This is a genomic window from Nonomuraea fuscirosea (assembly GCF_003001935.1).
In the GTDB taxonomy this organism is placed as follows: Bacteria; Actinomycetota; Actinomycetes; order Streptosporangiales; family Streptosporangiaceae; genus Nonomuraea; species Nonomuraea fuscirosea.
Window position 1 is genome coordinate 173362 of record NZ_PVNG01000011.1, and the last position, 26829, is coordinate 200190.

The 26829-nt window shown below is 69.6% G+C and carries 27 protein-coding genes; 14 read left to right on the forward strand and 13 right to left on the reverse strand.

Going from position 1 to position 26829, the window contains the following annotated elements:
* The first annotated feature begins 235 nt into the window (after window positions 1-235).
* From B0I32_RS25535 to B0I32_RS25545, 3 genes are all read left to right on the forward strand, one after another.
* On the forward strand, window positions 236-931 hold the full coding sequence (locus tag B0I32_RS25535) for a class I SAM-dependent methyltransferase (protein ID WP_106243939.1): 696 nt from the start codon (window positions 236-238) through the stop codon (window positions 929-931).
* Window positions 932-962: 31 nt separating this feature from the next.
* Complete coding sequence (locus B0I32_RS25540; protein WP_245956021.1) at window positions 963-1460, forward strand: GNAT family N-acetyltransferase; 498 nt, start codon at window positions 963-965, stop codon at window positions 1458-1460.
* Between the two features lie 152 nt (window positions 1461-1612).
* Window positions 1613-2323: a hypothetical protein gene (locus B0I32_RS25545; protein WP_106243941.1), complete on the forward strand. Its 711-nt coding sequence runs from the start codon at window positions 1613-1615 to the stop codon at window positions 2321-2323.
* A gap of 54 nt (window positions 2324-2377) precedes the next feature.
* On the opposite strand, the gene B0I32_RS25550 is transcribed toward B0I32_RS25545, so the two are convergent.
* On the reverse strand, window positions 2378-2941 hold the full coding sequence (locus B0I32_RS25550; protein ID WP_106243944.1) for a GNAT family N-acetyltransferase: 564 nt from the start codon (window positions 2939-2941) through the stop codon (window positions 2378-2380).
* Between the two features lie 257 nt (window positions 2942-3198).
* Between B0I32_RS25550 and B0I32_RS25555 the strand changes: the two genes are divergently transcribed.
* The gene (locus B0I32_RS25555) at window positions 3199-3990 is read left to right on the forward strand and encodes an ArsR/SmtB family transcription factor (protein ID WP_106243946.1); all 792 of its coding nucleotides are present in this window, start codon (window positions 3199-3201) and stop codon (window positions 3988-3990) included.
* Window positions 3991-4165: 175 nt separating this feature from the next.
* Here B0I32_RS25555 and B0I32_RS57865 read toward each other — a convergent pair whose 3' ends face one another.
* The 3 genes from B0I32_RS57865 to B0I32_RS25565 form a co-directional block, all read right to left on the reverse strand.
* On the reverse strand, window positions 4166-4327 hold the full coding sequence (locus B0I32_RS57865; protein WP_181307771.1) for a hypothetical protein: 162 nt from the start codon (window positions 4325-4327) through the stop codon (window positions 4166-4168).
* A gap of 86 nt (window positions 4328-4413) precedes the next feature.
* Complete coding sequence (locus tag B0I32_RS25560) at window positions 4414-4695, reverse strand: hypothetical protein (RefSeq protein WP_106243949.1); 282 nt, start codon at window positions 4693-4695, stop codon at window positions 4414-4416.
* Window positions 4696-5027: 332 nt separating this feature from the next.
* Window positions 5028-5969: a S1 family peptidase gene (locus B0I32_RS25565; RefSeq protein WP_106244375.1), complete on the reverse strand. Its 942-nt coding sequence runs from the start codon at window positions 5967-5969 to the stop codon at window positions 5028-5030.
* A gap of 111 nt (window positions 5970-6080) precedes the next feature.
* On the opposite strand from B0I32_RS25565, the gene B0I32_RS25570 reads away from it, so the two are divergent.
* The gene (locus B0I32_RS25570) at window positions 6081-7262 is read left to right on the forward strand and encodes a sensor histidine kinase (RefSeq protein WP_219912014.1); all 1182 of its coding nucleotides are present in this window, start codon (window positions 6081-6083) and stop codon (window positions 7260-7262) included.
* 124 nt (window positions 7263-7386) lie between these two features.
* Window positions 7387-8052, forward strand: a complete 666-nt coding sequence (locus B0I32_RS25575) for a response regulator (protein ID WP_106243951.1) — start codon at window positions 7387-7389, stop codon at window positions 8050-8052.
* A 191-nt stretch (window positions 8053-8243) separates the two neighbouring features.
* Here the strand turns inward: B0I32_RS25575 and B0I32_RS25580 are convergent, their stop codons facing one another.
* The 3 genes from B0I32_RS25580 to B0I32_RS25590 all read right to left on the reverse strand — a co-directional run bounded on the left by B0I32_RS25580 (window position 8244) and on the right by B0I32_RS25590 (window position 13590).
* Window positions 8244-9233, reverse strand: coding sequence for a serine hydrolase domain-containing protein (locus B0I32_RS25580; RefSeq protein ID WP_106243954.1), 990 nt, complete (start codon window positions 9231-9233; stop codon window positions 8244-8246).
* Between the two features lie 1185 nt (window positions 9234-10418).
* The gene (locus B0I32_RS25585; RefSeq protein WP_106243957.1) at window positions 10419-11024 is read right to left on the reverse strand and encodes a hypothetical protein; all 606 of its coding nucleotides are present in this window, start codon (window positions 11022-11024) and stop codon (window positions 10419-10421) included.
* Between the two features lie 472 nt (window positions 11025-11496).
* On the reverse strand, window positions 11497-13590 hold the full coding sequence (locus B0I32_RS25590; RefSeq protein ID WP_106243960.1) for an MMPL family transporter: 2094 nt from the start codon (window positions 13588-13590) through the stop codon (window positions 11497-11499).
* A 66-nt stretch (window positions 13591-13656) separates the two neighbouring features.
* Between B0I32_RS25590 and B0I32_RS25595 the strand changes: the two genes are divergently transcribed.
* Window positions 13657-14127, forward strand: a complete 471-nt coding sequence (locus B0I32_RS25595) for a MarR family winged helix-turn-helix transcriptional regulator (protein ID WP_106243962.1) — start codon at window positions 13657-13659, stop codon at window positions 14125-14127.
* Window positions 14128-14163: 36 nt separating this feature from the next.
* Here B0I32_RS25595 and B0I32_RS25600 read toward each other — a convergent pair whose 3' ends face one another.
* Window positions 14164-14649 carry a P-loop NTPase family protein gene (locus B0I32_RS25600; protein WP_106243964.1) on the reverse strand — a complete coding sequence of 162 codons (486 nt, stop codon included), beginning with the start codon at window positions 14647-14649 and terminating at the stop codon, window positions 14164-14166.
* A gap of 127 nt (window positions 14650-14776) precedes the next feature.
* On the opposite strand from B0I32_RS25600, the gene B0I32_RS58970 reads away from it, so the two are divergent.
* Window positions 14777-15595: a histidine phosphatase family protein gene (locus B0I32_RS58970; RefSeq protein WP_219912015.1), complete on the forward strand. Its 819-nt coding sequence runs from the start codon at window positions 14777-14779 to the stop codon at window positions 15593-15595.
* Between the two features lie 4 nt (window positions 15596-15599).
* Here B0I32_RS58970 and B0I32_RS25615 read toward each other — a convergent pair whose 3' ends face one another.
* From B0I32_RS25615 to pyrH, 4 genes are all read right to left on the reverse strand, one after another.
* The gene (locus B0I32_RS25615) at window positions 15600-16388 is read right to left on the reverse strand and encodes a class I SAM-dependent methyltransferase (protein WP_106243967.1); all 789 of its coding nucleotides are present in this window, start codon (window positions 16386-16388) and stop codon (window positions 15600-15602) included.
* Window positions 16389-16413: 25 nt separating this feature from the next.
* Window positions 16414-16605: a hypothetical protein gene (locus tag B0I32_RS25620; RefSeq protein ID WP_106243969.1), complete on the reverse strand. Its 192-nt coding sequence runs from the start codon at window positions 16603-16605 to the stop codon at window positions 16414-16416.
* 78 nt (window positions 16606-16683) lie between these two features.
* Complete coding sequence (locus tag B0I32_RS25625) at window positions 16684-17433, reverse strand: class I SAM-dependent methyltransferase (RefSeq protein ID WP_106243972.1); 750 nt, start codon at window positions 17431-17433, stop codon at window positions 16684-16686.
* Window positions 17434-17552: 119 nt separating this feature from the next.
* Window positions 17553-18272: a UMP kinase gene (pyrH, locus tag B0I32_RS25630; RefSeq protein ID WP_106243974.1), complete on the reverse strand. Its 720-nt coding sequence runs from the start codon at window positions 18270-18272 to the stop codon at window positions 17553-17555.
* A gap of 256 nt (window positions 18273-18528) precedes the next feature.
* Here pyrH and B0I32_RS25635 point away from each other — a divergent pair, with 256 nt between their 5' ends.
* The 3 genes from B0I32_RS25635 to B0I32_RS25645 all read left to right on the forward strand — a co-directional run bounded on the left by B0I32_RS25635 (window position 18529) and on the right by B0I32_RS25645 (window position 21020).
* Window positions 18529-19197: a hypothetical protein gene (locus tag B0I32_RS25635; RefSeq protein ID WP_106243976.1), complete on the forward strand. Its 669-nt coding sequence runs from the start codon at window positions 18529-18531 to the stop codon at window positions 19195-19197.
* Between the two features lie 61 nt (window positions 19198-19258).
* A complete protein-coding gene (locus tag B0I32_RS25640) occupies window positions 19259-20167 on the forward strand; it encodes an ATP-binding cassette domain-containing protein (RefSeq protein WP_106243978.1) in 909 nt (302 codons plus the stop codon).
* Window positions 20168-20255: 88 nt separating this feature from the next.
* Window positions 20256-21020 (forward strand): ABC transporter permease, encoded by a 765-nt coding sequence (locus B0I32_RS25645; protein WP_106243981.1) that lies wholly within the window; start codon window positions 20256-20258, stop codon window positions 21018-21020.
* Window positions 21021-21022: 2 nt separating this feature from the next.
* Here B0I32_RS25645 and B0I32_RS25650 read toward each other — a convergent pair whose 3' ends face one another.
* Window positions 21023-23041 (reverse strand): GxGYxYP domain-containing protein, encoded by a 2019-nt coding sequence (locus B0I32_RS25650; protein WP_106243984.1) that lies wholly within the window; start codon window positions 23039-23041, stop codon window positions 21023-21025.
* A 228-nt stretch (window positions 23042-23269) separates the two neighbouring features.
* Between B0I32_RS25650 and B0I32_RS25655 the strand changes: the two genes are divergently transcribed.
* From B0I32_RS25655 to B0I32_RS25665, 3 genes are read left to right on the forward strand one after another with little or no spacing between them, the layout of a single operon-like run.
* A complete protein-coding gene (locus B0I32_RS25655) occupies window positions 23270-23602 on the forward strand; it encodes a hypothetical protein (protein ID WP_106243987.1) in 333 nt (110 codons plus the stop codon).
* Window positions 23603-23612: 10 nt separating this feature from the next.
* Window positions 23613-25736 carry a carbon starvation CstA family protein gene (locus B0I32_RS25660; RefSeq protein WP_106243990.1) on the forward strand — a complete coding sequence of 708 codons (2124 nt, stop codon included), beginning with the start codon at window positions 23613-23615 and terminating at the stop codon, window positions 25734-25736.
* Window positions 25737-25788: 52 nt separating this feature from the next.
* Window positions 25789-26736 carry a DNA polymerase domain-containing protein gene (locus B0I32_RS25665; protein ID WP_106243993.1) on the forward strand — a complete coding sequence of 316 codons (948 nt, stop codon included), beginning with the start codon at window positions 25789-25791 and terminating at the stop codon, window positions 26734-26736.
* The last annotated feature ends 93 nt before the right edge of the window (window positions 26737-26829 follow it).

Below are 26829 nucleotides of genomic sequence, written 5' to 3' on the forward strand. Positions count from 1 at the left end.
GAAGATTGCGATCACATCCGGTACGACAACACGCGGGATGCGGCTCACTTCTTGAATCTATGTCTTCGGTAAGGGACTCTGGCGGCTTCAGCACCGGGAGGGTCGCGGCATCGTGGTAAGTGGCTGGCCCTTATCGGCCAAGCGTTCTCGGCAAGTGCTGCCGGATGAAGGACCTGTACCAGGATCGAGAGAAACCCGATAGCGGTCGGCTTGCGTGCACCGCGATGATGTCCCGATGCAGAAAGCGACCGCTTACCATGACGGGCTCGGTGACTTCTTCGCCGAACGTGCTGATACGAGCCCCCACAACGCCTACACGGACAGACCCGCGATGCTGCGGCTCGCCGGCGACGTTTCCGGTGCTCGGATTCTGGACGTGGGATGCGGGGCGGGTCACTACGCGTCCGAACTGTCGGCTCGCGGTGCCCAAGTCGTCGGGATCGAGGGCAGTGCCACGCTGCTGCGCCATGCGCGAGTGCGCCTGAACGGGCATGCGGAACTGGTCCTGCACGATCTGGAAGAGCCGCTCGCCTTCGCTGCTGACGCGTCATTCGACGGTGCGGTCTGTGCCCTCGTGTTTCACCACATCAGGAATCGGGAGCAGTTGCTGAGCGAGCTATGCCGTGTGCTGCGACCAGGTGGATGGCTGCTGATGTCCACCAGTCATCCCACAGCCGACTGGGATCACTTCGGAGGTTCGTACTTCAGTCACGAATGGAGTGACCTGGTTCTCGCCGGTGGTGAGCATTCGATCCACTACCAGCGCATGCCGTTGGAGACCTTTCTGGGCGAGCTCCTGGCCGCCGGGTTCGTGCTGGAGCAATTGGTCGAGCCCCGGCCCACGGCCGCCTTGCGGGAATTCGATGAAGCTGCGTACGACAAGCTCCGCCAAGCGCCGTCCTTTCTCGCCGTGAGACTGCGGCGTCCCTGAGCGCCCGACCATCGCTGGCAGGGGCGATAACATGACGATCGTGGCGGATTGGGTGCTTCGACCGGCTTCGGTGGCAGATGTCGAGGCGGTGGCTGAGTTGCGGGCTGTGGTGTTGAGGCGAGATCTCCAGCGGCTCGGGCGATATGACGAACAGCGGGTGCGGCAGCGGTTGCGGGACGGATTCGTGCCTGCGCATACCTGGATGATCGAGGCGAATGGTGCTCTGGCCGGCTGTGTGGCACTGCGGTCGGCGGAGGACGCCTACTGGCTGGAGCACTTCTATCTGGATCCGGAGGTGCAGGGCCAGGGCATCGGTACTGCCGTTCTGAGCAGGCTGTTGGAACGGTGTGATGGCGAGGGCGCCGTGGTTCGGCTGAATGTGCTGCAGGGGAGTCCGGCCCGTCGGCTGTACGCGCGGCATGGATTCACGGTCGAGACGGAGGACGAGGTGGACGTGTTCATGGTGCGTCACGCTCCTTCGCCTGGCGATCAACTGGCCGAAACGGCCGCCGGCAGCCGTCGTCCATAGCGGGAAGCGCTCGAAGGGATCGGGGGAGGGCCGTTCCCCAGCCCTCGGAACGGCGGGCGTACCGGCGTTCGCGTGCGACCTGACTTTCGACAGGGTCGAGGGTTGACGATCGACAGATGATTCGCTCCGCTCATTCTTGACACGCTCGCCCCATGAATTCGTACTTTCCCGGGCGGTGGATCAGCGGTGCGACACTCACCCTGGGGCCGGTGATCATGTGTGCCGGATATCTGCTGCGTTACCTGAGCACAGTCACCGCTCTCACCCCTCAGCAGCAAGCGTGGGCCGAGGCGCAGCCCTTCGCCGCCTATGGCCAACTCCTCGCGTACACCTCGGCACCCGCCCTGCTCACCCTCGCCTATGCGGTTTTCGCGCTGGGGGTGATGTTGCTCTTCCCCGCTTTCGTCGCCCTGGCTCAGCGAATCGGTGGCAGCCTGGCTTTCTGGGGCGCCACCCTTTTGGTCGCCGGGCTTTTCTCCCGCCTTTACTTCGCCGGCGCCGACCAGACTGCCTTTCAGCTCACCGAAAGCCTTGGGCTGGACCAGGCGACGCAGGCGATCATGAAGGAATACGTCGACATTTCTTACGGACCGTGGCGGATACCGGTCTGGGCCTCGGTCGGTCAGTACGCGGGCTCGCTCCTCCTGGCCGTCGCCGCCTGGCGATCAGGGCTCTTCGGCACCGCCCGCGCCTTGATGCTGCTGCTGGCAGGAGGCACCTGGATGGGCGTACTGAAGAGCGCCTCCATCCCTGACGTACTGGTCACCGGCCTGCTCTGTGTGGCCCTGGTTCCGCTGGGTGTGCGGGTGCTGCGGGATCGGCTGCCTGCCCCAGGCGGCCGTTCGAAGATATTCACCTGGTGAGAAAGGATCCGCCGCGGAGGTTACGGGACTTACGCGCTTTCCATTCCTTGTGGTTCACGACCGGTTGGCCTTCCATTCGTGGGAGAGGGTCGCGTAGACGCATTCGGTGCCCCAGCGGTCGCCGTCGAGATGGCTTTCGATGAGGCGTGCTTCTTGGCGCATGCCGAGGCGTTCGCACACGTTCGCGGAACCGGTGTTGAGTGCGTCGAGGCGGGCGAAGAGCCGGTGGGTGCCCAGCTCGGCGAAGGCCAGTTCGGCGACGGCGAGGGCTGCTTCCGTCGCGTAGCCCCGGCCGCCGTACGCGGGGTTGAAGATCCAGCCGATCTCGGTCTGGCGCGCCCGCGTGCTCGCCAGCTTCAGCACCACTTCGCCGAGCACCGTCGCCTCGCCGGTGCGGCAGACCGCGATCACCAGGTCATCGCCGTCCTCGGCCCACGCCGGGTCGGCTGCGCGCCGGGTCAGGCTCTCCGCGCACTGCTCGCGGGTGAGGGGCGGACGGTAGAGGTAGCGGGCCACCTCGGGGAGGCTCTGGTAGGCGTACAGGTCATCGAGGTCGCCGGGCGTGAACTGACGGAGGGTGAGCCGTTCGGTGGTGGTGGGCAGCGGGAGCTTGGTCATCGGGTCGGTGTCTTCCCTTCGTCTGCTGTCGCGCCGGTTTGATCGGTTATGCGACGTTCGAGGTCGGAGCGTACTCGATGGCTCTCTGGGTGCGACCGTTGGCGGGCTGTGGGGGTCGAGCGGGGCCGGTTGAAGGTTGGGACGCGTCGCCGTTCGGCGAAGTGCGTACCTTGACAGGCAGCCATTTGGCTGCCTAAATGGAAAGGCAGCCAAATGGCTGCATATCGATCGGCGGCAACACGGGTACGAGGGCGGGCATGGACGAGGTGTTCAAGGCGCTGGCTGATCCGAGCAGGCGCGCGCTGCTCGACTCGCTCAACGTCCGCAACGGGCAGACGCTGCGCGAGCTGTGCGCCGGACTCGACATGGCCAGGCAGTCCGTCAGCAAGCACCTCGCGGTGCTGGAGGAGGCCGGGCTCGTCACCACCGTACGGCGGGGACGGGAGAAGCTGCACTACCTCAACGCCGCGCCCGTGCACGAGATCGCCCACCGGTGGATCAGCCGCTACGACCAGGCCAGGGTCGAAGCCCTGGCGGACCTGAAACTCGCTCTGGAGGACGCCCCGATGGACGCGCCGACCTTCGTCTACACCACCTACATCCGCACCACTCCGCAGAAGCTCTGGCAGGCGCTGACCGAGCCCGCCTTCACCCGTCGCTACTGGGCCACGGAGTTCACCACCGACTGGGCCGCCGGCTCGCCGATGACCTGGGACAACCACGGCGTGCTGATCAGTGACCCGGAGCAGGTCGTTCTTGAGGCCGAACCGTACAGCCGGCTGTCCTACACCTGGCACGCCATCACGCCCGAGCTCGCCAAGCGCTTCGGGTGGGACGACGAGATGCTCGACCGGCTGGCCGGCGAGCCCCGCTCGAAGGTCACCTTCACGATCGAGGAGTCCGGGCAGGTGGTGAAGCTCACCGTCGTGCACGACGGCTTCAAGCCCGGATCGGTCCTGGCCGAGATGGTCAGCCATGGCTGGCCGAACGTGGTGGCGAGCTTGAAGTCGCTGCTGGAGACGGGTGAGCCGCTTCCGGACGATTCGTGACCTCGTTCATCCGGCCTAGCACGCTGTGGATTGATGCGAACCTCGGCGGAGCCCTTCCAGGGAAGGGCTCCGCCGAGGTCGCGGACTCTAACCGCGAAGTGGAGGGGAATGGCCGGTCAGGGGGTGGTGACCAGGCACCATTGGGGGTGCCGTTCTGGGCGCAGAGGTACGTCACCTACAGGCCGGCCTGTTGTCCTTGGTCGCCGGACACCCAGCAGACCTCGTAGCCGGCGTAAGGCCCGTAGACGGACTCGGCCGTCGCGGGAGTGACTCCGGCGCCCAGCGCCAGGAAGGTGGCGGCGACGAGGCCGGCGAGCAGACGGGCTCGGTGACTCATGATCGTTCCTTTCGGTGTGACGTCGTTCGCCGGACGTGGGCGGGGAGGGGTCGGGCCGCTGCACGATCGGGTGCTCGGGGTGGGGGTCAGCGGGAGATGCGGACGGAGAACGGGCGGTCGTCGTCGACGGTCCTCGGGTGCGGGCCGGAAGGGGCGGCCGTGCGGACGAAGAGCGTTCGCGGGCTGACGGCGCCGACCAGGATCGATGCGCTACCCGGCCCAGGGTCGTCGCCGCCATCGATGTTGATCATGCCGGTGAGGGCGCAGCGGGTGACGTCGGTGTTCGTCGTCAGGCTGTAGCGTCCCTGGCCGAACTTGTTGACGTCGCCGATGCCCGAGGCGGCGAGCAGGGCTCCGTTCGCGGCCACTGCGGCGTAGAACGTCGTTCCCGCGGCGGCTCGCTGGCCGCCGGAGTTCCTGGATCCAAATGTGCAGCGTGGCTGTTAGTGAGGAAATCCCGAGGTCTGGGGGTTGCGGTCGACTGGGATCCGCTGAGGGGGCGCCATCTGAGGGAGCCGTTCGTTCCGTGGATGTGTTGCCGCTGTCAGCGCTGCGGGTGGTGTTCTCGCCGTGGTGGGGTCGGAGAGCGGTGGGACGGATGTGGGTTTCGGTCGAAATGTTCGAAATTGTAGGTGACGCTTTTCTCGAACGGTAATAGCGGTGATGCGACGCCTGGACTGCGGCGTGCAGATCGGCAGGGTCAGGCCGGTGTGGGGTGAGGGGTGCCGGTCGTTCTGCGGATCCAGGTCTTGTAGGCCGCGGCGTCGGTCCACACGCCGGGGCCGACGCAGTTGGGGTCGGTCATCTCGTCGCCGTCTCGGCTGGTGATGCCGACCAGCTCCCAGCGGGTGCCGAACTTACGCACCATGGGGCCGCCCGAGTCGAGGATGCAGCTCTGCGCCTTCTTGGTGGGGTGTCGGGAGCAGATGTCGCTCGCGGCGTCGATGCCCGCGCACCGGCTGTCGGGGACGATGTCGCTGTCGAGCTCCTGGAGGGTGGTCGGCGGCTCAGGGCACTCGTTTCCGTCTTCGCAGGTCATGCCCCAGCCCAGGAGGCGTATCTGGGTCTTCGGGGCGCCCGGCCTGGCGGCGATCCTGATCGGGGTCTCGCGGACCGGGCGGTCCAGCTTGAAGAGGGCGATGTCGTGGCGCAGGTCGTTGGGGTCGGCGGTGTAGTCGGGGTGTCGGACGATCTTCGTCACGCGGCGTACGCTGCCGCCCTTCTCCACGTTCGTGCCGCCGACCTTGGCGCTGACCTGGCCGATCGGGACGTGCGAGCAGTGGCCGGCCGTCACCACCCACTGCGGGGCGACGAGGGTGGCGCCGCAGTAGTGCACGCCCTTGCCGTCGCGCAGGGTCACGGTGAAGGAGTAGTTTTCGGTGGCGTCGCGTCCGCCGATGATCGCGTTCGCGGGTGGTGCGGTCGCCGCCGTGAAGATCGCCGCGCTGCCGATCGCCGCCGCGAGGGTCAGGCTGCGCGCCCGGCCACGTCCGGACCGGTCGGTGGCGGCGGGAGTCGGGTTGCGCGCCTGGCCGTGCTCGGCTCCGTCGCCGGCCGCGAGGGTAAGATTGCGTGCCTGGCCGCGCTCGGCCCGGTCGCCGCGCTTGGTGAAGATGCTGGTGAGTGCGTGTCGGTTCGTCATGGCGACAACGTTCGCGGAATCGGCGGCCGGGGACATCGGAGCACGGTCTGGTCCTGAGATTCATACCGTGGTCTGAGTCGGAGGCGGGTCGGCGCGGGCTAACGTTCCGGCATGACCGATGGCCTCCGGCCGCCGCTGCTGTTGAGGCTGCGGCCCGCGTTCCTGCTCCTCGGCGACGTCGCGCTCGCCGTGTTCCTGACGTCCTTCGCCGTGCTGGCCGTCATCGAACAATTCCCGCTGAACGGGAGCATCGAGCCGCTGCCCGTCCTCGCCGGCGTGCTCATGGGGGTGCCGTTGGCGGTTCGCCGCCGGTGGCCTGTTCCGGTGCTGGCGGTCGTGAGCATGGCGAGCATACTGGCGGTGGCGCTGCGGTGGATGCCGCCCCACGCGGCCGTCGTGCCCGACCTGCTTCTCGTCTTCGCGATCTATCCGGTGGCCGTGACGGAGGCGACGCGTCGTGCCGTGGCCGCGCTCGTGCTGTCCGTGGGCGGGTTCGCCGGGGCGGTCCTGTTCGCGGTGGCGCAGGAGCCGCGACCGGATTGGGGCAGGTCGTTACCCGTACTCGTCACGCAGATCATCGTTCCGGTCGCGGTGTGGGTGGTCGGACGGGCGGTCCGTGCGCGCCGGGAGCACGAGACGCGAGCCGTCCGGCAGGTGCTGACCGACGAACGGTTGCGCATCGCGCGCGACCTGCACGACGGCGTCGCGCACAGCCTGAGCCTGATCACCGTGCAGGCGTCCGTGGCCCTCCATGTCGGCGACGAGCGGCCCGACGAAGCCCGCTCCGCCCTGACCGTCATCGAGGACACCAGCCGCGAGGCAGCCAGGGAGCTGCGGCGCATGCTCGGTCTGCTGCGCGCCGTCGACGAGGATCCGCAGGACGCCGCGCAGTTGGAGCCGGCGCCGACCGCCGATCGGCTGGCCGAGCTGGCCGACCACGCGACCGCCGCCGGGGCCCAGGTCGCCCTGCGAATCGGTGACGGGATCGACACCGTCCCGGCTACCATCGGGCTCGCGGCGTACCGCATCGTGCAGGAGTCCCTGACCAACGTGATCAAGCATGCGGCGCCGGCGCGTTGCGTGGTTCGGGTCGACAGGACGGACAACGCCATGGAGATCGAAGTGACCGACGACGGCCGCCGGGCTCTGATCGGCCATCCTGCGGGCGGGCATGGGTTGATCGGCATGCGTGAACGTGTCGCCGTCTATGGCGGTGACTTCGAGGCCGGGCCGGTGGCGGGGCGGGGGTTCCGGGTGCACGCGAGGCTTCCATTGGAAGGGGTGCCCGCGTGAGTGGGTCTGGGCGCATGGGAGCGCTCCGGTGGGAGGGGCATTCGCGTGAACGGGGTCTTGGAGGGAGTGCTCGTGTGAGTGGGGCCCGGGTGTACGAGAGTCCTCCGGTGGGAGGGGTGGCCGCGTGAGCGGGGTTCGGGTGCTGATTGCTGATGATCAGCGGTTGCTCAGGGCCAGCTTCGGGGTGTTGATCGGTGCCACCCCTGGGCTGGAGGTCGTCGGTGAGGCGGAGAACGGGTTGCGGGCGGTTGAACGGGCCGCTGAGCTGCGGCCGGACGTTGTGTTGATGGACATCCGGATGCCCGAGCTCGACGGGATCGAGGCGACTCGGCGGATCTGCGGGGATCCGGCGACCGCTGGGGTGAAGGTTCTGATTCTGACCACCTTTGACCTGGACGCTTATGTTTTCTCGGCGTTGCGGTCGGGTGCCAGCGGGTTTCTGCTCAAGGACACCCCTCCTGGCGATCTGCTCTCCGCGATCCGGGTCGTGGCCGGGGGCGAGGCGCTGCTCGCGCCCTCCGTGACGCGGCGGCTGATCGGGGAGTTCGCCAAACAGCCGCAACCTCGGCAACGGGCGTCCCGCTCCCTGGACGGCGTCACAGTGCGCGAACGCGAGGTGCTCAAGCTGGTCGGGCAGGGGCTGTCCAACACCGAGATCGCCGAACAACTCATCGTCAGCATGGCCACCGTGAAGACGCACATGGGCCAGTTGCTGGCCAAGTTACACGCCCGCGACCGCGCCCAGCTGGTGATCGCCGCCTATGAGAGCGGCCTGGTCGGCGTCGGCTGATCAGCCGTATCGACCCTGGAGCATTGTCAATGCGGGTGATGGGTGGGTGGCCGCCGAGTGCGGTGTGGCACTGGTGATGGTCGGTGTGCCGAGTCGTGTGTCATCGGACGCGGCAATGGCGGTTGTGGACGCGGCGATGACGGCTGTTGGTCGTGTCGCATTGGTGGTGGGCGGTGCAGCGAGTTGTTGCGTCATCCGGCCAGCTCTTCGATCAGGGCTGTGGCCAGGGTGTTCGTACGGTCCTGGTTGTCGTCCAAGGCGATGATGACGAAGCTGGACCGTTGGCCGGACAGGCGGACGAGTCGTGTGGTCAGACCGGCCCAGCTACCGCCGTGCTGATAGAGGCGGCGGCCCGCGTGTTCGCGGATGCCGAGGGCCCAGGCGTAGTCGAGTTCCGTGCCGTCGTCCAGGTGACCGGGGGTCTGCAGGAGTGTGGAGACGCCCAGTTCGTCGCGTTCTAGTGCCTGGTTCCAGCGGATGAGGTCGGGGGCGGTTGACCAGACGCCGCCGTCGCCGAGTGACAGCGGTGCAGGGTAGTGCGGGTCGAGGGGCGCGGCTCCAGGCGGATGTGGGGACGGGCCGGGCCAGAAGCGGGTGGCGGTCATCCCGAGCGGGGTGAACAGGTGGTCACGGGCGAAATCGGGCAAGGGGTGGCTTGTCGCGCGTTCGATGATGACGGCCAGGCAGACGTAGCCGGCGTTGCAGTAGCGGAACTCCGTCCCTGGCGTGCCCACGAGGTGGTCGAGGTGGGTGAGCGCGTGGATGACGCCGGGCGTGGTGTGGTCTTGCTTCGTGCGGTGGAGGTCGTCGAACTCGATGCCCTCGGGCAGGCCGCTCGTGTGGGAGAGGAGATGGCGCACTCGTACGGTGTCGGCCCAGGCGGGGAGTTCGGGCATCCAGTGCGCCAGGGTCGAGTCGGTGTCCAGCCGGTCCTGGCGTACGAGGAGAGCTGCGCAGGCGGCCGTCAGCTGTTTGGACAGAGAGGCGGTGTAGACGATCGTGTTGGGGGTGAGCGGTTTTCCGGCCAGGGTTCGGCCGCTGGTCAGGAAGATGGGTGGGGTGTTGTGGTGCTGTACGCCGACGATGAGGGGGTCGTGGGCGCGGTAACCGGCTGTTCTGGTCAGCGCGGTGATTCGGTCATGAAGGTGTGATTCGGGGGTTGACTCGGAGTGCGGTGGCATCGAGGCAAACCGGTTGTGCGGTGGTGAGGTTTCGGCCGGTTCCTGGGCCGGCGGCCCGCTGGACCTTTCGATCACCGGTTCATTATTCAAGCGGGCCCCACCAGATGTACATCGGTTGACTCTGTCGGGTACTTCGGCAGGGACGCGGGACGCTCCTGCGGTGATGCGGGGATGCAGACGCTCCTGCGGCGGTGGGGCGGTGCGGGAACACTCCTTCGATGGTGCGGTGCGGTGCGGCGGTGATGGGGAAAGCTCCGGTGGCGGTGCTGGCGGTGCCGGCGGTACTCACGGTGTAGCAGTGTGGGGCGCGGGTGCTGCGGCGATGCGGGGGATGTGGTGGTGCGGGGGATGTGGTGGTGCGGGGGGGCGTGGCGTCCAGGGGAGTGGTGTACGAGTTCGACCTGGTCACGGTGTAGCGGTGCGGTGGCGCTGGGTGGTGCGCTCGCGTGGCGTGGCGTGGCGTGGCGGTGCGGGGGATGCGGTGACGCGGCAGTGCGGGTGGTGCGGGACGCGGCGGCGCAGGCCGGTGCGGGCATGCGATCGTGCGGGGTGATGCGGGGATGCGGCGTGCGGGTGGTGCGGGACGCGGCGGCGCGGGGTGGGGCGCGGCGGTGCGGATGCTGTGGCAGTGCGGGGAGATGCGGTGGTGCGGGTGGGGTTGCGTCCTTGGGAGTGGTGTACGAGTTCGGCCTGGTCACGGTGTAGCGGTGCGGGGCGCGGTGGCGCTGGGTGGTGCGCTGGAGTGGCGGGGCGGTGCGGGCATGCGGTGGGCACTGGGGTGGTGCAGTGGCGTGGTGGTGTGAGGATGCGGCGGCGCAGGCCGGTGTGGGCATGCGGTCGTGCGGGGTGATGCGGGGATGCGGCACTGCGGTGGTGCGGGGGGCGTGGTGGTGCGGGGAAATGCGGCGGTGCGGGTGGTATGGGGATTGTCGCTTCGTGGGATTGCTTTGGCGATTGGCACGGTGCGGGAGGGAGGGTCCTGCCGTCGTCGGGAAGGTAGCTTCCGTCGTCGTCGGGAGGGAGCGTTCGTTAGCGAGGGGGTGGGGGCCGTCATGGGGGGTGCCGTCATGAGGGGGAGGGTGCTGCCATCGGGGGTGGGGCGTTGGCATGGGGAGTGGGGTGCCGTCATGAGGGAGAGGGTGCTGCCATGGGAGGTGGGGTGTCGTCAGGGGGAAGGGAGTGCCGTTATTGGGAGGGGGATGGGGGTTGGGTTAGGCGGGTTTTGATGAGGTGGTGGTGGTGTGGGGGGAGGGTGTGGGCGGTTAGGGCTTTGTGGAGGAGGGCGGCGTCGTAGCCGTGTGTGGACAGGTGGTTGAGGAGGGGTTCGTAGCGGTCGGGGCGGTTTCGTAGGAGTTCTGTGGCCAGGCGGAGTTCTGGGCGAACCACGGGGACTTGGTGTGGGCCGCAGGCGACCAGGACGTGGTGGAGCCATGGGCCTGAGCCGATGCACTCCATTGCGTCGGAGTCGGTTTCCTGCTCGACCGTGCTGATCTCCACCTGGACGCCGTGCACTTCGTACCTGGTGAAGTACTGGGAGCTTGCTGGGATCCAGGCGGGTGGATGGAGGCAGGGGTGGGAGGAGAGGGCCTTGGCGAAGGTGTCCACGTCGGCGCGCCGTGACACCAGGAGGTCGATGTCGCCGACGGGGAGGTGGACGCCTTGGAGCAGGGCGGCGCTGGTGCCGCCTACGCGGTAGGGAGGGGCGCCGCCCGCAGCTGCCAGGGCTGTGAGGGTTGTTGACAGGGCCGAGGTTACGTCCGCCGGCCGCAGGGATGCTGCACCGAGTGCCATGACGATCAGCGTATTGATCGTGTGAGGGTTTGGTCAGGGGTGCGGCCGGACGGTGGGACGTGATGCTTGGCGGGTGTCCTTTTTGGAGGTGCTCTCGGCCGTGTGCTTCAGGAGGTGCTCTCGGCTGGGTGTGTTCTAGGGAGTGCTCTCGCTGGGTGCCTCAACAGGGTGGTCTCTGTCGGGTGGTCTCTGTCGGGTGGTCTCGGTCGGGTGGTCTCGGTCGGGTGGTCTCGGTCGGGTGGTCCCGGTCGGGTGCTCCCGGCCGGGTGCTTCAGCAGGGTGTTCCCGGCAGGTGCTCTTTGCCGAGGGCTCTCAGCAGGGTGCTCTCTGCCGGGTGCTCCCCGCTGGGCTCTCACCAGGATGCTTTGGGAGGGCGAGGGGATCTGGGTCCCCGTCGCCGTCCATATCCCTGCTGGTGGGTGGGTGGTTCGGCGGGGTGGGGTGATCTTTGGTGGTTGAGGGGGTGTGGTGCTCAGCGGTGGTGGGCTGGGGAGGGTTCGGGTGCTGGTTTCGGGTGGTCGTGGCCGAGGCGGCTGGGCCACCAGGCGCGTCCGCCCAGGTCTCGTACCAGGGCCGGGACCAGCAGTGAGCGCACCACGAGGGTATCCAGCAGGACGCCGACGGCGACGATGAAGGCGATCTGGACGAGGAAGGCCAGCGGGATCACCACCAACGCGGCGAAGGTGGCGGCGAGCACGACGCCGGCTGAGGTGATCACCCCGCCTGTGGTGACCAGGCCGCGTAGTACGCCCTCGCGGGCCCCATGACGGGCGGTTTCCTCACGTACGCGTGACATCAGGAAGATGTTGTAGTCCACGCCCAGCGCGACCAGGAAGACGAAGCCGTACAGAGGCACGGACGCGTCGCTGCCGGTGAAGCCGAGCAGCGGGAAGACGAGGGTGGAGATGCCGAGGACGGCCAGGAAGTTGAGTGCCACGGTGGCCACCAGCAGCACGGGCATCGCCAGCGAGCGGAGCAGGACGATCAGGATGAGCAGGATGATCGCCAGGACGACGGGGACGATGAGCAGGGTGTCCTGCTCCGCGGTTTCTGTCGTGTCGAAGCGCTGGGCGCTGTAGCCGCCGACCAGTACGCGGTCCTCGTCGTGCAGCGTGGCGCGCAGGCGCTGGACGGTTTCCTGGGCGGCGTCGCTGTCCGGCGCGTCGCGCAGGGTGGCCTCCACCAGGACGCGTCCGTCGACCACCTTGGGCTCGTCTCCCGGCCGGCCGCCGGCGCTCACGGCGGTGGCCTCGGAGACGCCCTTGACGGCCTCGGCCTTGTCGACGATCGCCGTGGCCCGCTCGGCGGGGGCGACGATCACGGCCGGCTGTCCGGAGCCGCCGGGAAAGTGCTCGCTGAGCGCCGCCTGCGCGGACACGGACGGCGCGTCGTTCACGAACGTCTCGTCCAGCGGTACGCCCCTGGCGTTGAGCTGCGGCGCGAGCAGGGCGAGGGCGACGAGGGGCAGGACGGAGGCCACCCAGACGAGGCGGGGGCGGCGGTCGACCAGCGCGCCGACCCGGCTCCACAGCCCCTGCGCGCCCGCGTCGGCCGGGCGGGGGCGGGCCGGCCACAGGGCGGCGCGGCCCAGCAGCACGAGGGCCGCGGGCAGGAACGTGAGCGCGCTGAGCGCCGCGCAGGCGATGCCGATGGCGCCCACGGGGCCGAGCGCGCGGTTGTTGGTCAGGTTGCTGAGCAGCAGGGCGAGCAGGCCGAGCGCCACCGTGGCGGCGCTGGCCACGATCGGCTCGACCGAGCGCCGCAGGGCGATGCGGCCGGCCCGGTACCGGTCGGCGCCGCCGGCCAGTTCCTCGCGGAAGCGGGCGGTCAGCAGCAGCGCGTAGTCGGTGGCCGCGCCGATGACCAGGATGAACAGGATGCCCTGCACCTGGCCGTCGACCCGGACGATGTCGCGGTCGGCCAGGAAGTACACCACGGCGCACGCCAGCCCGAGCGCGAAGACCGCGCCGGTGATGATGATCAGCGGGAGGAGCACGCTGCGGTACACGGCCAGCAGGATGATCAGTACGGTGATCAGCGCGACGCCGAGCAGCACGCCGTCGATGCCGGCGAAGGCGTCGGACAGGTCGGCCCGGGTCGCCGCGGGGCCGCCGAGCTGCGTTTTCATGCCGTCGACCGGCAGCTTGGCGCCGATCTGCCCCAGGGCGTCGCCGAGTTCGCCGCCGCTGAGGTCGGGACTGAGCTGGACGACGCCTCGCAGCGCCCGCTTGTCGTCGGAGCCGAAGGCGGGCGTGGGCGTGCCGACGACGCCGGGCGCGCCGGGCAGGGCGGCCAGCGCGCGGGTGGCCGCGGCCTGCTGCTCGGGGGTGACGTCGCCGCCGCCGGAGGTCCACACGACGATGAGCGGCTGCGTGTCACCCTGGCGGAACTCCTCCTGCGCCTCCAGTACGCGTGTGGACTCCGCGCTCTGGGGCAGGAAGGCCGCCTGGTCGTTCGTGGAGACCTCGGTGAGCTTGCCGGCGAACGGTCCCAGTCCGCCGCCCACGGCCAGCCAGGCCACGACCAGCAGCGCCGGGACGAGCCAGCGGATCGAGCGCCGCGCCATGAGTCGCCCTTCCCTAAAGTTCAATGATTGAGATTCTCAATTATTGAGTTAATGTAGCATGGCCCCATGGACGGTGGCGGGGAGGGGGACATCGACCTGAGGTCGTTCGCGACCCGGTTGCGCAGGATGACCGCCGAGTTCAACCGCATCGCCCACGAGTTCGCCAACGAGCAGAGCCTGCACACCACCGACGTCCAGGCCCTGATCAAGATCTTCGACGCCCCGACGCCGATCACTCCCGGCAGGCTGCGCGAGGAGCTCAACCTCACCTCCGGCGCGGTGACCGCGTGCCTCGACCGGCTGGAGCGGGCCGGGCACATCCGCCGGGTCCGCGACGCGCACGATCGGCGCGTCGTTCACCTGCACTATCGCGACGCGGCCAAAGAGCTGGCCGCCGCCTTCTTCCGGCCGCTGGCCGGCAGCACCGACAACGTGCTGCGCCGCTTCAGCCCCGATGAGCTGCGCACCGTGGCCGCCTTTCTCGACGCGATGAACGAGGAGCTGGGGACACTGCGGTCCGCCCCGGGGCCGGGCTGACACGTTTTGGTCCGGGCTGGTGCTTGGACGTTTCCGTTACGGCTGGTCTGGGGTTCTGCCGGTTTCGAGCTGATGGACGAAGCGGTTGAGTGCGTACGGGCTCCGGAAGATGTGCAAGTGTGCGTCGTTGGCGTGTGTGTCGATCGCGGACAGGAGCAGCGGCCGGCTGTGGCGGCGGTAGCCCCAGACCCACAGCCAGAAGTCGACGCGTTCCCGGGAGCGCCGGATCGCTCGCCACGCGCAGCGCCAGAACGAGAAGTCCAGCAGGATGACGGTGTCCGCGGCGCGGAGCCGGACGTCGAGGACGTCGTACGGTCCCAGGTCGCCGTCCATGATCCAGCCCTCGGTCCGGACGAGTTCGCCCTGGACGGCGGCCCACTGATCTGGTGGCGTCGCCTCCGGACCCGGACGCCAGAAGTGCTGGTCGAGCTCGATGACGGGGAGTCCGGTGATGGTCCCGAGGCGGGCGGCCAGGGTGGACTTCCCCGAGCCGCCGCGTCCCAGGATCACGACTCGTCGCATGGTGTCATGGTCGCAGGTCGGCGCTTGTCGTAGGGCCGGTCGCGGGGCCGGTCGCAGGGCCGATCAAGGGTCGCGGGGCTGGAAATCGGTGGCCGGGAAACTGGTGGGCCGTGGCATCATCCGCCTCATGGAAACCCGGATGTTCTTCGTTCGACACGGCGATTCGCACCACAAACGGGACGGCGTGGTCGGTGGTCCGGAGGGATGCCGGGGGCTCACCGACGAAGGTCGCGGGCAGGCTGCGCTGCTCGGACGACGGCTCGCCGCCGACATCGCCCCGCGAGGTACGGCAGGTACGCGAGGTACCGGAGACATGGCACGTGCGGAACCTACGGCAGGTTCGGCAGCCGCAGGCGGCAGGCAAGGCGCAGGCGGCAGGCAAGGCGCAAAAGGCAGGGAGGGCGCAGAAGGCAGGGAGGGCGCAGAAGGCAGGGAGGGCAAGGGTGACGTGGAACGTGCGGGAGGCGTGAGGGTTGCGATCTACACGTCGCCGCTTCCGCGCGCCGTGGAGACCGCCGCCGCCATCTCCGCCGCCGTCGGCCGGCCGGCCGTACCGGATTGCGGCCTTTGTACGTGGCACACGCCGCCCGAGGCGGACGGCCTCAAGCAGGTGGAGTTCCTCGAACGGTTCGGGATCGAGGGCGGCGGGCTGTACCGGCCCTTCCAGCGCGGGAACGAGACGTGGGCCGAGATGGTGACCCGTACCAGCCGTACGATCACCGAGCTCGCCGACCGTCACCGCGGGCAGAGCGTCGTTCTCGTCGGCCACGCCGAGACGGTCGAGATCTCCTTCAACGCCCTCGGCTTGATGCCGGTTTATCGCCCGTTCGATCTGATGGTGTCTCCGGCCTCCATCACCGAATGGAGCACCAGCGAGGATCCCGCACAATGGCCGCCGCCGCGTTGGACTCTGCGCCGGTTCAACGTGAAGCCCGAGGGGGACTGACCGGTCAGAGGCGCCGGCCGATGGTGAGGACGGCCGACCAGTGGCGGGTGAGGCGTCCGTCGGGGCGGGCGGCGAGCAGGCGGCGGATCTCCTCGTAGAGGTGACGGCGGTGGTCCGGGTCCATGGCGATGTGGCCGGAGAACGTGTCGAGCAGCGCGATGTACTCGTCGGCCGTGTACCGCAGGCCCCAGACGTACGGCCGCCGTTCGACGACCGTGAAGAGGCCGGAGTCGTGGAGTTCGGTGGCCATGTGGTCGGGCTGGATCTCGGGCGGTGGCCACGGGTCGCCCTGCCCCTCGCCCAGCTCGTCGTAGACCCGCTGGATCTCGGTGAAGAACGGGTCGAAGTCCGGCGGGAACGCGTGGTCGGCGTTCCACACGGCCAGGTGGCCGCCGCGGTCGAGGAGGGAGGCGGCCTTGGCGTACCTGATCTTCGGGTCCACCCACTTCCAGGCGGTGGCCGCGTACACGAGGTCGAACCGGGCTCCCGCCGGAGGCTGCCAGTCCTCGAACGACGAGGTGATGACCGAGACGTCGGCGAAGTCGGCGAGGTGGTGCCGCGCCTGTGCGGCGAGGGCGTCGCCGAGCTCGACCGCGGTGATCCGGAAGCCCGCCCGGGCCAGCGGCAGCGTCGCCTTGCCCGGGCCGCAGCCGACTTCGAGCAGGTGGGCGCCTGGTTCGACGCCGGTGATCGCGAGCAGGTGGGTGTAGAGGTCAGCCGGGTAGTCGGGGCGGGCGTGCTGGTAGGTGGCGGCGGCGTGGTCGAAGGTGCGGCGCAGCGGGTCGACGGGCATCCGACCATCCTGGCAGCCGGCTAGATCATTCTCCGCCGGGTTTCCCGCCGTCGCGCAGGCGGGCGGCGCGCTGCTCGGCGAGGCGCTGCCTGAGCTCCCTGTCGGCCACCTCGTCCGGGGAAGGGGTCCGGCTGCGCCTGTCGTGCTTGAGCGCCAGCCTGGTCGCGGCGTAGACGACGAGGAACAGCGCGGCCATCGAGAGCAGCCATTCGATCACGTTACAACTCTCCCGCGTGTCGGTGCCGTCGGAGGTTGAGGGTACGACGCGTGGTGATGCTTTCGAGGCACATAGGTGTCATGAGGGTAACCGCAGGCGGACGACGTAGCCGGGGCTTGTCGGGTCGCGGTCGAGGGACTCCAGGGTCCAGGCCGATTCGGCGACGGCGGTCGCGAGTTCGTCCGGTGTCGCGAGCCAGTATTCGAACCACGGCGTCGCCGTCGCGCCGTCGCGTACCCGGATGCGGAGTTGCCCGCGGGCCCGTCCCCTGCGGAGGTTGCAGGCGTGGTAGGCGGCATGGGCGGTGCCGCCGTCGCCGGGATCCGTGCCCGAGCCGATCAGCCGTGCGCCGGGGCGGGCCACCGCGGCGAGTGACGCCAGGACCGCGGGTGCCTGCGCCGGCCCGGCCAGCAGGCCGAGGTTGTTGCCGAGCAGGGCGATCGTGTCGAACTGTCCGAGCCCGTCCGGAAGGGAGGGCACCGAGCCGACGACCGCCTTGACGCCGCGCTCGCCCGAGACGCGGACTGCCTCGGGTGACGGGTCCAAGCCCATCACCTCGTGGCCCTGGGCCGACCACGGGACCGCGTGCCGCCCACCGCCGCAGCCCACGTCGAGGATCCGGCCGGTGGCTTGTGCCCAGACGTGTCGTTCCAGGTCCGGCCAGCGTTCCGGTTCGGTGAAGTAGCGCGAGGCGTCGCCGGTGGAGATCAGGGCGTCGTCGCGTTCGATCACCTCCACCGCCGACCACGGCGTGGCGCCGGCGTCCCAGCAGCGGGCCAGGATGTGGCCGAAGGCGTCGCCGATGCGGGGGTACGGGTCGGTGGTCATGGGCGCGAGGACGGCGGCCGGTCGGTGGTCATGGGTGCGTGGATGCTCCTCGGTCGGTGGCCGGGGGGTGTCACCCTGAATCTGTGGTCGTGGGTGTGAGGGTGGCGTTCGGGGTTGCGTCAGCCGCGGGTGATGCGGGTGCCGATGTCCTCGCCCTCGCAGATCGCGGTCATCGCGCCCTTCGCGGCCACGTTGAAGACGTGCATGAGGAGGCCCTGTTCGTTGGCGAGGACGAACGCGCTCTCGTCCATGACTCTGACGCCCGCCGCCAGTGCCTCCCGGTAGGTGAGGGTGGTGTAGCGCTTGGCGTCGGGGCTCAGGTTGGGGTCGGTGTCGTACACGCCGTCCACCCCGCGCTTGGCCACGAGGAGGGCGTCGGCGTCCAGTTCCAGGGCTCGCTGGACGGCGGGGTAGTCGGTGGTGACGTAGGGCTGGCCGATGCCGCCGGCCAGGAGCACGATCAGGTCGCGGCGCAGGTGCCGGTCGGCGCGGAGCCTGATGAACGGTTCCGCGACGGTCTGCATGGGCACGGCGGTCATGACCCGTACGTCCGTCTCCGAGCGGGCGGTCAGGACGCCGCGCAGCATGAGCGCGTTCATGACCGTGCCGAGCATGCCGATGTTGTCGGCTTCGGCGCGGCCGATGCCCCAGCCTTCGGCCATCCGGCCGCGGAAGTAGTTGCCGCCGCCGATCACCACGGCGATCTGCACGCCGAGCCGGTGCACCGCGAGGATCTCGTCCGCCAGTTGGGCCAGGCTGGCCGGGTCGACGCCGGTGCCCGCGGGGCCGGCCAGGGCCTCGCCGCTGAGTTTGACGACCACGCGTGAGTAACGGCGCATGATGCTTCCCTTCGCGGTCGCGCGCGCGGCGACCTGGTCAAGGATAAAAGGTGTGGAGGTGGTACGGGGTGGAGGCGCTGGGGGTCGGTCCGGGGTGGTGGGAGAGGAACGGGTTCGGGGTGCTGGAAGGAACGGGTTGGGGGTGCCGGGGACCGGTCCGGGGGCTGGAGGGATGGGTTCGGGGGTTGGGGGCGGGGTCAGGGTGTTGGGAGTATGGGTGGATGGTGTCGGGGGAGTTGGGGGCTGGGGCGGCCAGATGACTGTTCTCGATCGGTATGATCCCGTCGAACTCGGGGCCCGGCTGGCGCACGTCCGCTGGCTGGCGGGTGGCACCGGGGCGGGCAAGAGCACGCTGGCCAGGGTGCTGGGTGAGCGGTACGACGTGCTCTGCTACGACGGTGACCGCGCGGAGGCCGGGTACGTCGGCCGGTGCACCCCGCTGCGCCAGCCGTACATGTGCGCGATGGTGCGCATGACGAAGGAGGAGCGGTTCGCCGCCCGTACGCCGGAGGAGATCTTCCGGTCCATGCCGAGTCTGCACGGTGAGACGTTCGAGTTCGTGGTGGAGGATCTGCTCGCTCTGCCCGCCGACCGGCCCGTGCTCGTGGACGACTTCCGTACGTTGCCGCGGGAGGTCGCGCCGCTGTTGGAGTGGCGGGAGCAGGCCGTGTTCCTGCTGCCGACGCCCGAGTTCCGGCGGCGGGCCTTGGGCGAGCGGTATGCCGATCCGGCTCGGGCGCGGGCCAACTGGGGGGATGGCGATCACGCGGCCGCGCTGGCGGCGCGGCTGGGGCGGGACGAGTTGTGGGACGAGGAGGTACGCGGGCAGGCCGAGGAACGTGATCTGGCTGTCCTGCGCGTGGACGGTTCGCGGGGGGTGGAGGAGTTGGCGGACGAGGTGGCCGAGATGTTCCGCCTGAGCTAGAGCCAGGGCATCAACCGATCGGTGGATGTCGGGGTGAGCGGGTGGCGGAGATCCTCAAGGCATGACAGCCATCGAGCTCAAAGCCCTCACCAAACGGTACGGCGACCGCACCGCCGTGGACGGGCTCACGTGCGTGATCGAGCCCGGCCGGGTCACCGGCTTCCTCGGGCCCAACGGTGCGGGCAAATCGACGACCATGCGGATGATCCTCGGCCTCGACCGCCCCGACGGCGGCGGCGCGTACGTGGGCGGGCGCCGCTACACCGACCTGCCGGACCCGATGCGGGAGGTCGGCGCGCTGCTGGACGCCCGCGCCGTGCACGGCACCCGTACGGCGCGTGATCATCTGCTCTGGCTGGCGCATGCGGCGGGGCTGCCCGAGAGCCGGGCGGACGAGGTGCTGCGGCAGGTGGGGCTGGAGTCGGTGGCCCGCAGGCGGGTGCGGACGTTCTCGCTCGGCATGAGCCAGCGGCTCGGCATCGCGGCGGCGTTGCTCGGCGATCCGGCCGTGCTGCTGTTCGACGAACCGGTCAACGGGCTCGACCCCGAGGGCGTGAAGTGGATCAGGGAGCTGATGCGCGGGCTGGCCGGTGAGGGGCGGGCCGTGCTGGTGTCCAGCCACCTGATGAGCGAGATGGCGCTGACCGCCGACCACCTGCTGATCATCGGCAGGGGAAGGCTGATCGCGGACGTGGCGATGGCGGACTTCGTCCGGCGCAGCTCCGGGGTGCTGGTGCGGGCCGACGATCCGGAGCCGCTGGTCAAGCGCCTCACCGGGGAGGGTGCGGAGGTGCGGACGGTGGCGGACGGCGGGCTCGTCGTCGGCGGCATGGAGGCGGGGGAGATCGGGCGGGCGGCGCTGGCGGCGGGGGTGGCCCTGACGGAGCTGACACCGCAGCGCACATCTCTCGAAGAGGCGTACATGGAGCTGACGCGGGACAGCCTCGAGTTCAAGGCGGTGGCGGTATGAAGGCGCGGCGGGCGTTGCGGTTCGAAGGGTCTCAAGCTCAAGGCGGCATGACGACGCGGGACAGCTTCGAGTTCAAGGCGGTGGCGGCATGAGGGCGCGGGCGTTGCGGGCCGAGTGGACCAAGTTTCGTACGGTGCCGTCCAACCTCGTCACGCTCGCGGCGGCGGTGGTGCTCATGGTGGGGCCGGGCACGCTGACGGCCTACCGCGCCGGCGAGGGGCATCAGGGAGCAGGGGTGTTCGACGCGGCCAACATCAGCCTGTACGGCGGGTTCCTGTTCGCGCAGATCGTGGTGGGCTCGCTGGGCGTGATGGTGGCCAGTTCGGAGTACGCCACGGGCATGATCCGGACCAGCCTGACCGCCGTCCCGCGCAGGGCGCGGTTGCTGGCCGCCAAGGTGACGATGTTCGGCGCGGTCGCGCTGGCCGCCGGGCAGGTGGCGAGCTTCGCCTCCTTCCTGCTCGGGCAGGTGGTCATCGCCGCGGCCGGTGCGCCCGCGGCCACGCTCGGGCAGCCGGGCGTGCTGCGCGCGGTCGCCGGGATGGGCGTGGTGTGGGCGCTGGTCGGGCTGGTCGGCGTGGCGCTGGGCTGCCTGCTGCGGGAGACGATGATCGCCACCACGGTGCTGGTGGCGATCAACTTCATCATCCCCATCATCGGCCCCAGGCTGCTGCCCGAGGCCGCGGGGGCGGCGGTGACGACGTACTGGCCGATCGCGGCCGGGCTGCGGATCACCACGACCGTGGCCGACCCCGCGCGTCTCGGGCCGTGGGCGGGTCTGGGGCTGCTGGCCGCCTTCACCGCCCTGCTGCTGGCCGCGGCGTTCGCCCTGTTCAGGACCCGAGACGCGTGAGATCAGCCGGTCCGGTCGAGATGCTGGTCGAGGAGGTGGAAGAAGGTGTCACCGCGGACGATCTCGAACGGCTCCGTGAGCAGGGAGCCGAGCTCGGCGATGTCACTCGGCGTCCAGTTCCAGGCGTTGACCGCCCCGGCGATGAACAGCGGCGACTTGCCGTCCCAGCCCTCGATCTTCTTGACCAGCGTGTCCCGGTACTCCTGTGCCTTGCCCTGCGGCGAGAAGTTCCCGATGACGGGCAGGCCCGCCGGGTGGATCTGCAGGTCGCCGGACTCCCACGACTGGATGATGCCGCGCAGCGGGGTGTTCTTCCGGTACGACCGCACGATCCGCTCGTCGAAGGCGACCCAGCCGTTGTCCTCGGGGTTGCGGTGGTTGTAGGCGTAGACCAGGTCCATGCCCGTACGGCGGAGGAACTGCCCGGTCAGCTCGGTGTAGGCGGCCAGGTCCTGCTCCGGCCAGGAGCCCGGGTAGGTGTAGCCGGCTCCGGAGGGACCGGCGATCAGCAGGTCGTTGGCGGTGGCCGTGCGCTGGTAGTGGGAGAGCAGCGCGGGGCCGATCTCGGCCAGCAGCGGGCTGACGGTCCAGTTGGTCGGCACGCGGCCCCGGGCGGGGTCGTCCCAGAGCTGGCGCATCCTGCGCTGGCAGTACTGGATGTTGTCGCCCTCGCCGACCGTGAGCGTGAGGTAGACCTTGTTGCGCAGGGTCGCCGGCGGCCTCGGGCGTACCTTGCTGGAGACCTTGGCCGCGACGCCCGCGTGCACGGTGGCGTTCATGTAGTAGTCGGCGGGCACCACTTCGACCGCGTGCTGCGAGGCCCGGTCCACGCCGCCCCACTCGCCGGCCACGTCGTTGGAGAACCAGCCCGCGTACGGCGTGGTGGGCTTGACCTTGCTCAGGATCTCGTCGAGCAGGTCGCCGGTCTGGCCGCTGGGCGGCAGCCAGAACACCATGGCCCGCATCGCCACCGTGTAGTCGCGGAAGTACGGGAACGGCTCGACCCGGGTCGGGGCCGTGGTGGTCGCGGTGACCAGGAACTGGTTCCACAGGTCCACCTCGACGGTGAGCTGCTGCGTGCCGGCGGGCGCGGTGAAGCGGTAGATGAAGTAGCCGCCGCCGTCGGAGAACCGGTTCTGGTCGCCGCCGATCGAGGAGTTGAGCCCGTCGAAGAGGTACGGGGTCTCGGCGTCCGTGCCCGGCGTGAACGAGGCGATCTGGGCGCCGTCGGCCTTGACCACGACCGAGCCCACGGAGGCGCCCCAGCCGTCGTCGCCGAGGGAGTCCTGGAAGCGCAGGTAGACGCCGTCCTCGCCGGACAGCTCCTGGCTGAGGTCGAACGTGCGCACCTCCCGGTTGGAGGAGTCCCTGATGCGCTCGGTCTCCCTGGCGATCTCGCGCCACCGCACGTCGTCCACCTTGACCGTCCTGGTCGGTGGCAGGCCGCTGAGCAGGGCGTGGGTGCAGCGGGGGAAGAGGTTGTCGAGCTGCCAGCGGTAGAGGCCGAGGATGTCGTCCGCCTTGAACCGGCCGCGCAGGTCGGTGATGGTGCGCAGGCCGTACTGCTCGGCCTGCTCGGCGGTGGCGGCCACGGCGTTCTCCAGGCCGGCCAGGGTGGTGGCGACGTTCACCGAGTCGGGGACGTCGGGGTCGTGCAGGATCGCGCCGCGCACCTCGCCCCGGTAGCGGGCGACCAGGTCGAGGGGACGCTCGTGCCGGGTGACGGCGGCGCCGGTGCTCGTTAACCAGGTGTTGTCGTAACCCTCGGTGGTGTAGTTGAAGTAGAGGCGCGGGCGGCGGCGGTTGACCACCCCTTGGAGGGTGGCGAGGAGTAGCTGGTCGTTTCCGTGGAGGGTGCTGATGTCGGCGAAGTCCAGGCGGGTGGCGCGGCCGAAGCCTGGCAGAAGGGGTGCGGGGGCGCGGGTCGCGGCGCCGGCGGGGCTGGCGGGCAGGGTGAGCCCCAGTCCGCCGGCCGCGAGGACCACGCCGTTCGCCCACAGGAATTCACGTCGGGACACCATCGGCGTTCACTGCTCCTTGCGAGGAGACCGTCAGATGACATCGTTGTCAGACAGCGTTGTCATAGGGACCGTAACAACGTGACGGAATGTTGTCCATGGCGTAAAACCCTCCGTTAGCTCGTCTCCGGCGAGCGAGCTGATCGGATCGGCGCCGACGGAGTTTCAGCGGCGATCACCATGGGTAAGGCCGACGGTGATTCTGAGCTGCCTGTACTTCAGGAGCCCCAGATGTCCCCTATCACGCTCACTCCCGGCGCACGTGAAGCACTGAGCGGCGACGAGGTCGTGTTCTTCGACTGGCATGTGACCGGTCTGTGCTGTGCGGACGCTGGGGAGTTCTCGGTAAGGCCGCTGCGCCGTTCCCGGCTACCCCGCCGCGCCCGCCGCCTCGGGGAGACCGGCCTGGTGTACGCCCATCCGACCGCCTGGGTGCATCTCGCCGAGTTGCCCGTGACGATCGACTGCCGTCCGCTGTGGCGCTGGCGGCGGTTCACCACCGATCTGCCGCCGGACGCCGGCCTGCGCTGCTGCCTGGGGCGCCCTATATATGGCCCTATATAGGAGGTAACCGGTGAAGCTGCGTTCCATCATCATCTGGACGGCGGTGGCGATCGTCGGCGCCGTCGGATGGGCGGTGCTCGCCTTGTCGAGAGGCGAGAACGTCAACGCGGTGTGGCTCCTCTGCGCCGCCCTCGGCTCCTACGCCATCGCCTACCGGTTCTATGCCCGCTTCATCGTGCGCAAGGTGCTGCGCGCCGACGACCGCAGGGCCACCCCGGCCGAGCGGCTCGACAACGGCATCGACTACCAGCCGACCGACCGCCGGATCCTGTTCGGCCACCACTTCGCCGCCATCGCGGGGGCGGGGCCGCTGGTCGGGCCGGTGCTGGCGGCGCAGATGGGCTACCTGCCCGGCACCATCTGGATCGTCGCGGGCGTGATCTTCGCCGGAGCCGTGCAGGACATGGTGATCCTGTTCTTCTCCATGCGGCGCAACGGCAGGAGCCTCGGCCAGATGGCCCGCGAGGAGATCGGGCCGGTCGGCGGGGCGGCGGCGCTCATCGGGGTCTTCGCCATCATGATCATCCTGCTCGCGGTGCTGGCGCTGGTCGTGGTCAACGCCCTGGCGCAGTCGCCGTGGGGTGTCTTCTCCATCGCCATGACCATCCCCATCGCCCTGTTCATGGGCTTCTACCTGCGGGTGCTCCGGCCGGGCAAGGTCGTCGAGACCACGCTGATCGGGGTCGCGCTGCTGATCCTGGCGATCATGGCGGGCGGCTGGGTGCAGGAGTCGAGCTGGGCGTCGTTCTTCACGCTGAGCCCGTCGGCGCTGGCGCTGTGGCTCATCGCGTACGGATTCGTCGCGGCCGTGCTGCCCGTGTGGATGCTGCTCGCGCCGCGCGACTATCTGTCGACCTTCATGAAGATCGGCACGATCGTGCTGATCGCCATCGGCATCGCCGTCACCGCGCCCCCGCTGCGGACGACGGCCTTCACCGACTTCGCCTTCAACGGCAAGGGGCCGGTGTTCGCCGGATCGTTGTTCCCGTTCGTTTTCATCATCATCGCCTGCGGCGCCCTGTCGGGGTTCCACGCGCTGATCTCGTCCGGCACGACGCCGAAGATGATCCAGAAGGAGAGCCAGGTCCGGATGATCGGCTACGGCTCCATGCTGATGGAGTCGTTCGTCGCGGTCATGGCGATCACGGCGGCCTGCGTGCTGTCCCCCGGCCTCTACTTCGCCATGAACGCCCCCGCCGGCGTCGTCGGCGCCACCGTCCAGACGGCCGCCGAGGCGGTCACCAACCTGGGCTTCGTCATCACACCGGACCAGTTGCAGGCCGCGGCGGCGGCCGTGCAGGAGGAGACGCTGATCGCCAGGACGGGCGGCGCGCCCACGCTGGCCGTGGGCATCTCGCAGATCTTCTCCGGCTTCCTCGGCGGCACGGCGCTGCAGGCGTTCTGGTACCACTTCGCGATCATGTTCGAGGCGCTGTTCATCCTCACCACGGTGGACGCGGGCACGCGGGTGGGGCGGTTCATGCTCCAGGACACGCTCGGCAACCTGTGGAAGCCGATCTCCCGGGTCAGCTGGTGGCCGGGGCTGATCGCCTCCAGCGCCGTGGTCGTGGCGGCCTGGGGATACTTCCTCTACCAGGGCGTCAACGACCCGCTCGGCGGCATCAACCAGCTCTTCCCGCTCTTCGGCATCGCCAACCAGCTGCTCGCCGCCGTGGCGCTCACCGTGGCCACCACCGCGCTGGTCAAGAGCGGCCGGCTCAAGTGGGCCTGGGTGACGGGCATCCCGCTGGCCTGGGACGCGGCCGTCACGCTGACCGCCAGCTACCAGAAGGTGTTCTCCGCCGACCCCACGCTCGGCTTCTTCGCCCAGCGCGACCGCTACCAGGCCGCGCTCGACCAGGGGCAACTGCTCGCCCCGGCGAAGACGACGGACGCGATGCGGCAGATCGTGGTCAACTCGACCGTGGACGGCATCCTGGCCGCGCTGTTCGCGATCCTCATCATCGTGGTGATCCTCGACGCCGCGCGGGTCTGGATCAAGGCGATCAGGTCGCCGGAGCCGCTGCCGGACGCGGAGGCGCCGTTCGAGGAGTCGAAGCTGCTGGCCCCGGCCGGGCTCATCGCCACCCGCGAGGAGAAGGAGATGATGGCCAAGGCCACACAGGGAGGCTGACCCGGCGGCCCGGGACGTTGACCACACGTTCGAATGTGGGCAAGGTGGTCGGGTGGCCGCTGATGAGACGCGCGACGAGGTCGCCCTGACCAACCTCGACCAGCCGCTGTTCGACGGCGCCGAGGCGACCAAGCGTGACCTGGTCGACTACCTCGACGCCGTCCGCGACCGCATCCTGCCGGTCCTGCGCGGCCGGGCGCTCTCGGTGATCCGGGTGCGCCCGGGCCAGCCGCCGTTCATGCAGAAGAACCTGCCCAAATACGCGCCCGACTGGGTGCGGTCGGTGTCCATGTGGGCTGATTCGTCGCGCCGGCAGGTGACGTACGCGCTGTGCGACGACCGCAGGACGCTGCTGTGGTTCGCGAACCAGCGGGCGGTGGAGTTCCACCCGGCGCTGTTCGTCGGCGACCATCCCACCCACCTCATCCTCGACCTCGACCCGCCCGAGCACGACGACTCCTTCGCGCTGGCCGTGCGCGGCGCGTTCCTGGTCCGCCAGGCGCTGGAGGACTCCGGTCTGGCGGGCGCGGTGAAGACGAGCGGGGCCAAGGGCGTGCACGTGTTCGTCCCGGTGGCCGAGGGCACCGCCCCCGACGACCTGGCGGCGGCCACCAGGGCGCTGGCCGCCCGCGCCGAGCGGGTGGATCCGGCGCTGGCCACCACGGCCTTCATCAGGGAGGACCGCGAGGGCAAGGTCTTCCTCGACTCCACCAGGGCCGGCGGGGCCACGGTCGCCGCCGCCTACAGCCCGCGCATCCGGCCGGGGGTGCCGGTGTCGTTCCCGGTGGCCTGGGCCGACCTCGACCGGGTCACGCCGCGCGACTTCACCCTGCGCACCGCCCCCGGGCTGCTGGAGGGGGCCGATCCGTGGGCCGAGCACATGCCGGCGCCGCAGCGGCTGCCGGCCGACCTCGTCGAGGAGGGGCACACGATCCCGATCGCCCGCGTCCAGGCGATGCACGAGGGCAAGCGGAGGGCCCGCGCCCGCCGCGCGGAATAGTGTCCGGATTTTGCCGCATGAGTGGGTCTTCTCAGCGGTTCCCGGCCGGGTTACGTTTCCGTTCGCGGCGGCTCGGGGGGAAATCGCCGCCCT

Coding starts and splice junctions, on each gene's coding strand:
- B0I32_RS25535 (WP_106243939.1), top strand. CDS start 236: ATGCAGAAAGCGACCGCTTACCATGACGGGCTCGGTGACTTCTTCGCC.
- B0I32_RS25540 (WP_245956021.1), top strand. CDS start 963: ATGACGATCGTGGCGGATTGGGTGCTTCGACCGGCTTCGGTGGCAGAT.
- B0I32_RS25545 (WP_106243941.1), top strand. CDS start 1,613: ATGAATTCGTACTTTCCCGGGCGGTGGATCAGCGGTGCGACACTCACC.
- B0I32_RS25550 (WP_106243944.1), bottom strand. CDS start 2,941: ATGACCAAGCTCCCGCTGCCCACCACCACCGAACGGCTCACCCTCCGT.
- B0I32_RS25555 (WP_106243946.1), top strand. CDS start 3,199: ATGGACGAGGTGTTCAAGGCGCTGGCTGATCCGAGCAGGCGCGCGCTG.
- B0I32_RS57865 (WP_181307771.1), bottom strand. CDS start 4,327: ATGAGTCACCGAGCCCGTCTGCTCGCCGGCCTCGTCGCCGCCACCTTC.
- B0I32_RS25565 (WP_106244375.1), bottom strand. CDS start 5,969: ATGACGAACCGACACGCACTCACCAGCATCTTCACCAAGCGCGGCGAC.
- B0I32_RS25570 (WP_219912014.1), top strand. CDS start 6,081: ATGACCGATGGCCTCCGGCCGCCGCTGCTGTTGAGGCTGCGGCCCGCG.
- B0I32_RS25580 (WP_106243954.1), bottom strand. CDS start 9,233: ATGCCACCGCACTCCGAGTCAACCCCCGAATCACACCTTCATGACCGA.
- B0I32_RS25585 (WP_106243957.1), bottom strand. CDS start 11,024: ATGGCACTCGGTGCAGCATCCCTGCGGCCGGCGGACGTAACCTCGGCC.
- B0I32_RS25590 (WP_106243960.1), bottom strand. CDS start 13,590: ATGGCGCGGCGCTCGATCCGCTGGCTCGTCCCGGCGCTGCTGGTCGTG.
- B0I32_RS25595 (WP_106243962.1), top strand. CDS start 13,657: ATGGACGGTGGCGGGGAGGGGGACATCGACCTGAGGTCGTTCGCGACC.
- B0I32_RS25600 (WP_106243964.1), bottom strand. CDS start 14,649: ATGCGACGAGTCGTGATCCTGGGACGCGGCGGCTCGGGGAAGTCCACC.
- B0I32_RS58970 (WP_219912015.1), top strand. CDS start 14,777: ATGGAAACCCGGATGTTCTTCGTTCGACACGGCGATTCGCACCACAAA.
- B0I32_RS25615 (WP_106243967.1), bottom strand. CDS start 16,388: ATGCCCGTCGACCCGCTGCGCCGCACCTTCGACCACGCCGCCGCCACC.
- B0I32_RS25625 (WP_106243972.1), bottom strand. CDS start 17,433: ATGACCACCGACCCGTACCCCCGCATCGGCGACGCCTTCGGCCACATC.
- pyrH (WP_106243974.1), bottom strand. CDS start 18,272: ATGCGCCGTTACTCACGCGTGGTCGTCAAACTCAGCGGCGAGGCCCTG.
- B0I32_RS25635 (WP_106243976.1), top strand. CDS start 18,529: ATGACTGTTCTCGATCGGTATGATCCCGTCGAACTCGGGGCCCGGCTG.
- B0I32_RS25640 (WP_106243978.1), top strand. CDS start 19,259: ATGACAGCCATCGAGCTCAAAGCCCTCACCAAACGGTACGGCGACCGC.
- B0I32_RS25645 (WP_106243981.1), top strand. CDS start 20,256: ATGAGGGCGCGGGCGTTGCGGGCCGAGTGGACCAAGTTTCGTACGGTG.
- B0I32_RS25650 (WP_106243984.1), bottom strand. CDS start 23,041: ATGGTGTCCCGACGTGAATTCCTGTGGGCGAACGGCGTGGTCCTCGCG.
- B0I32_RS25655 (WP_106243987.1), top strand. CDS start 23,270: ATGTCCCCTATCACGCTCACTCCCGGCGCACGTGAAGCACTGAGCGGC.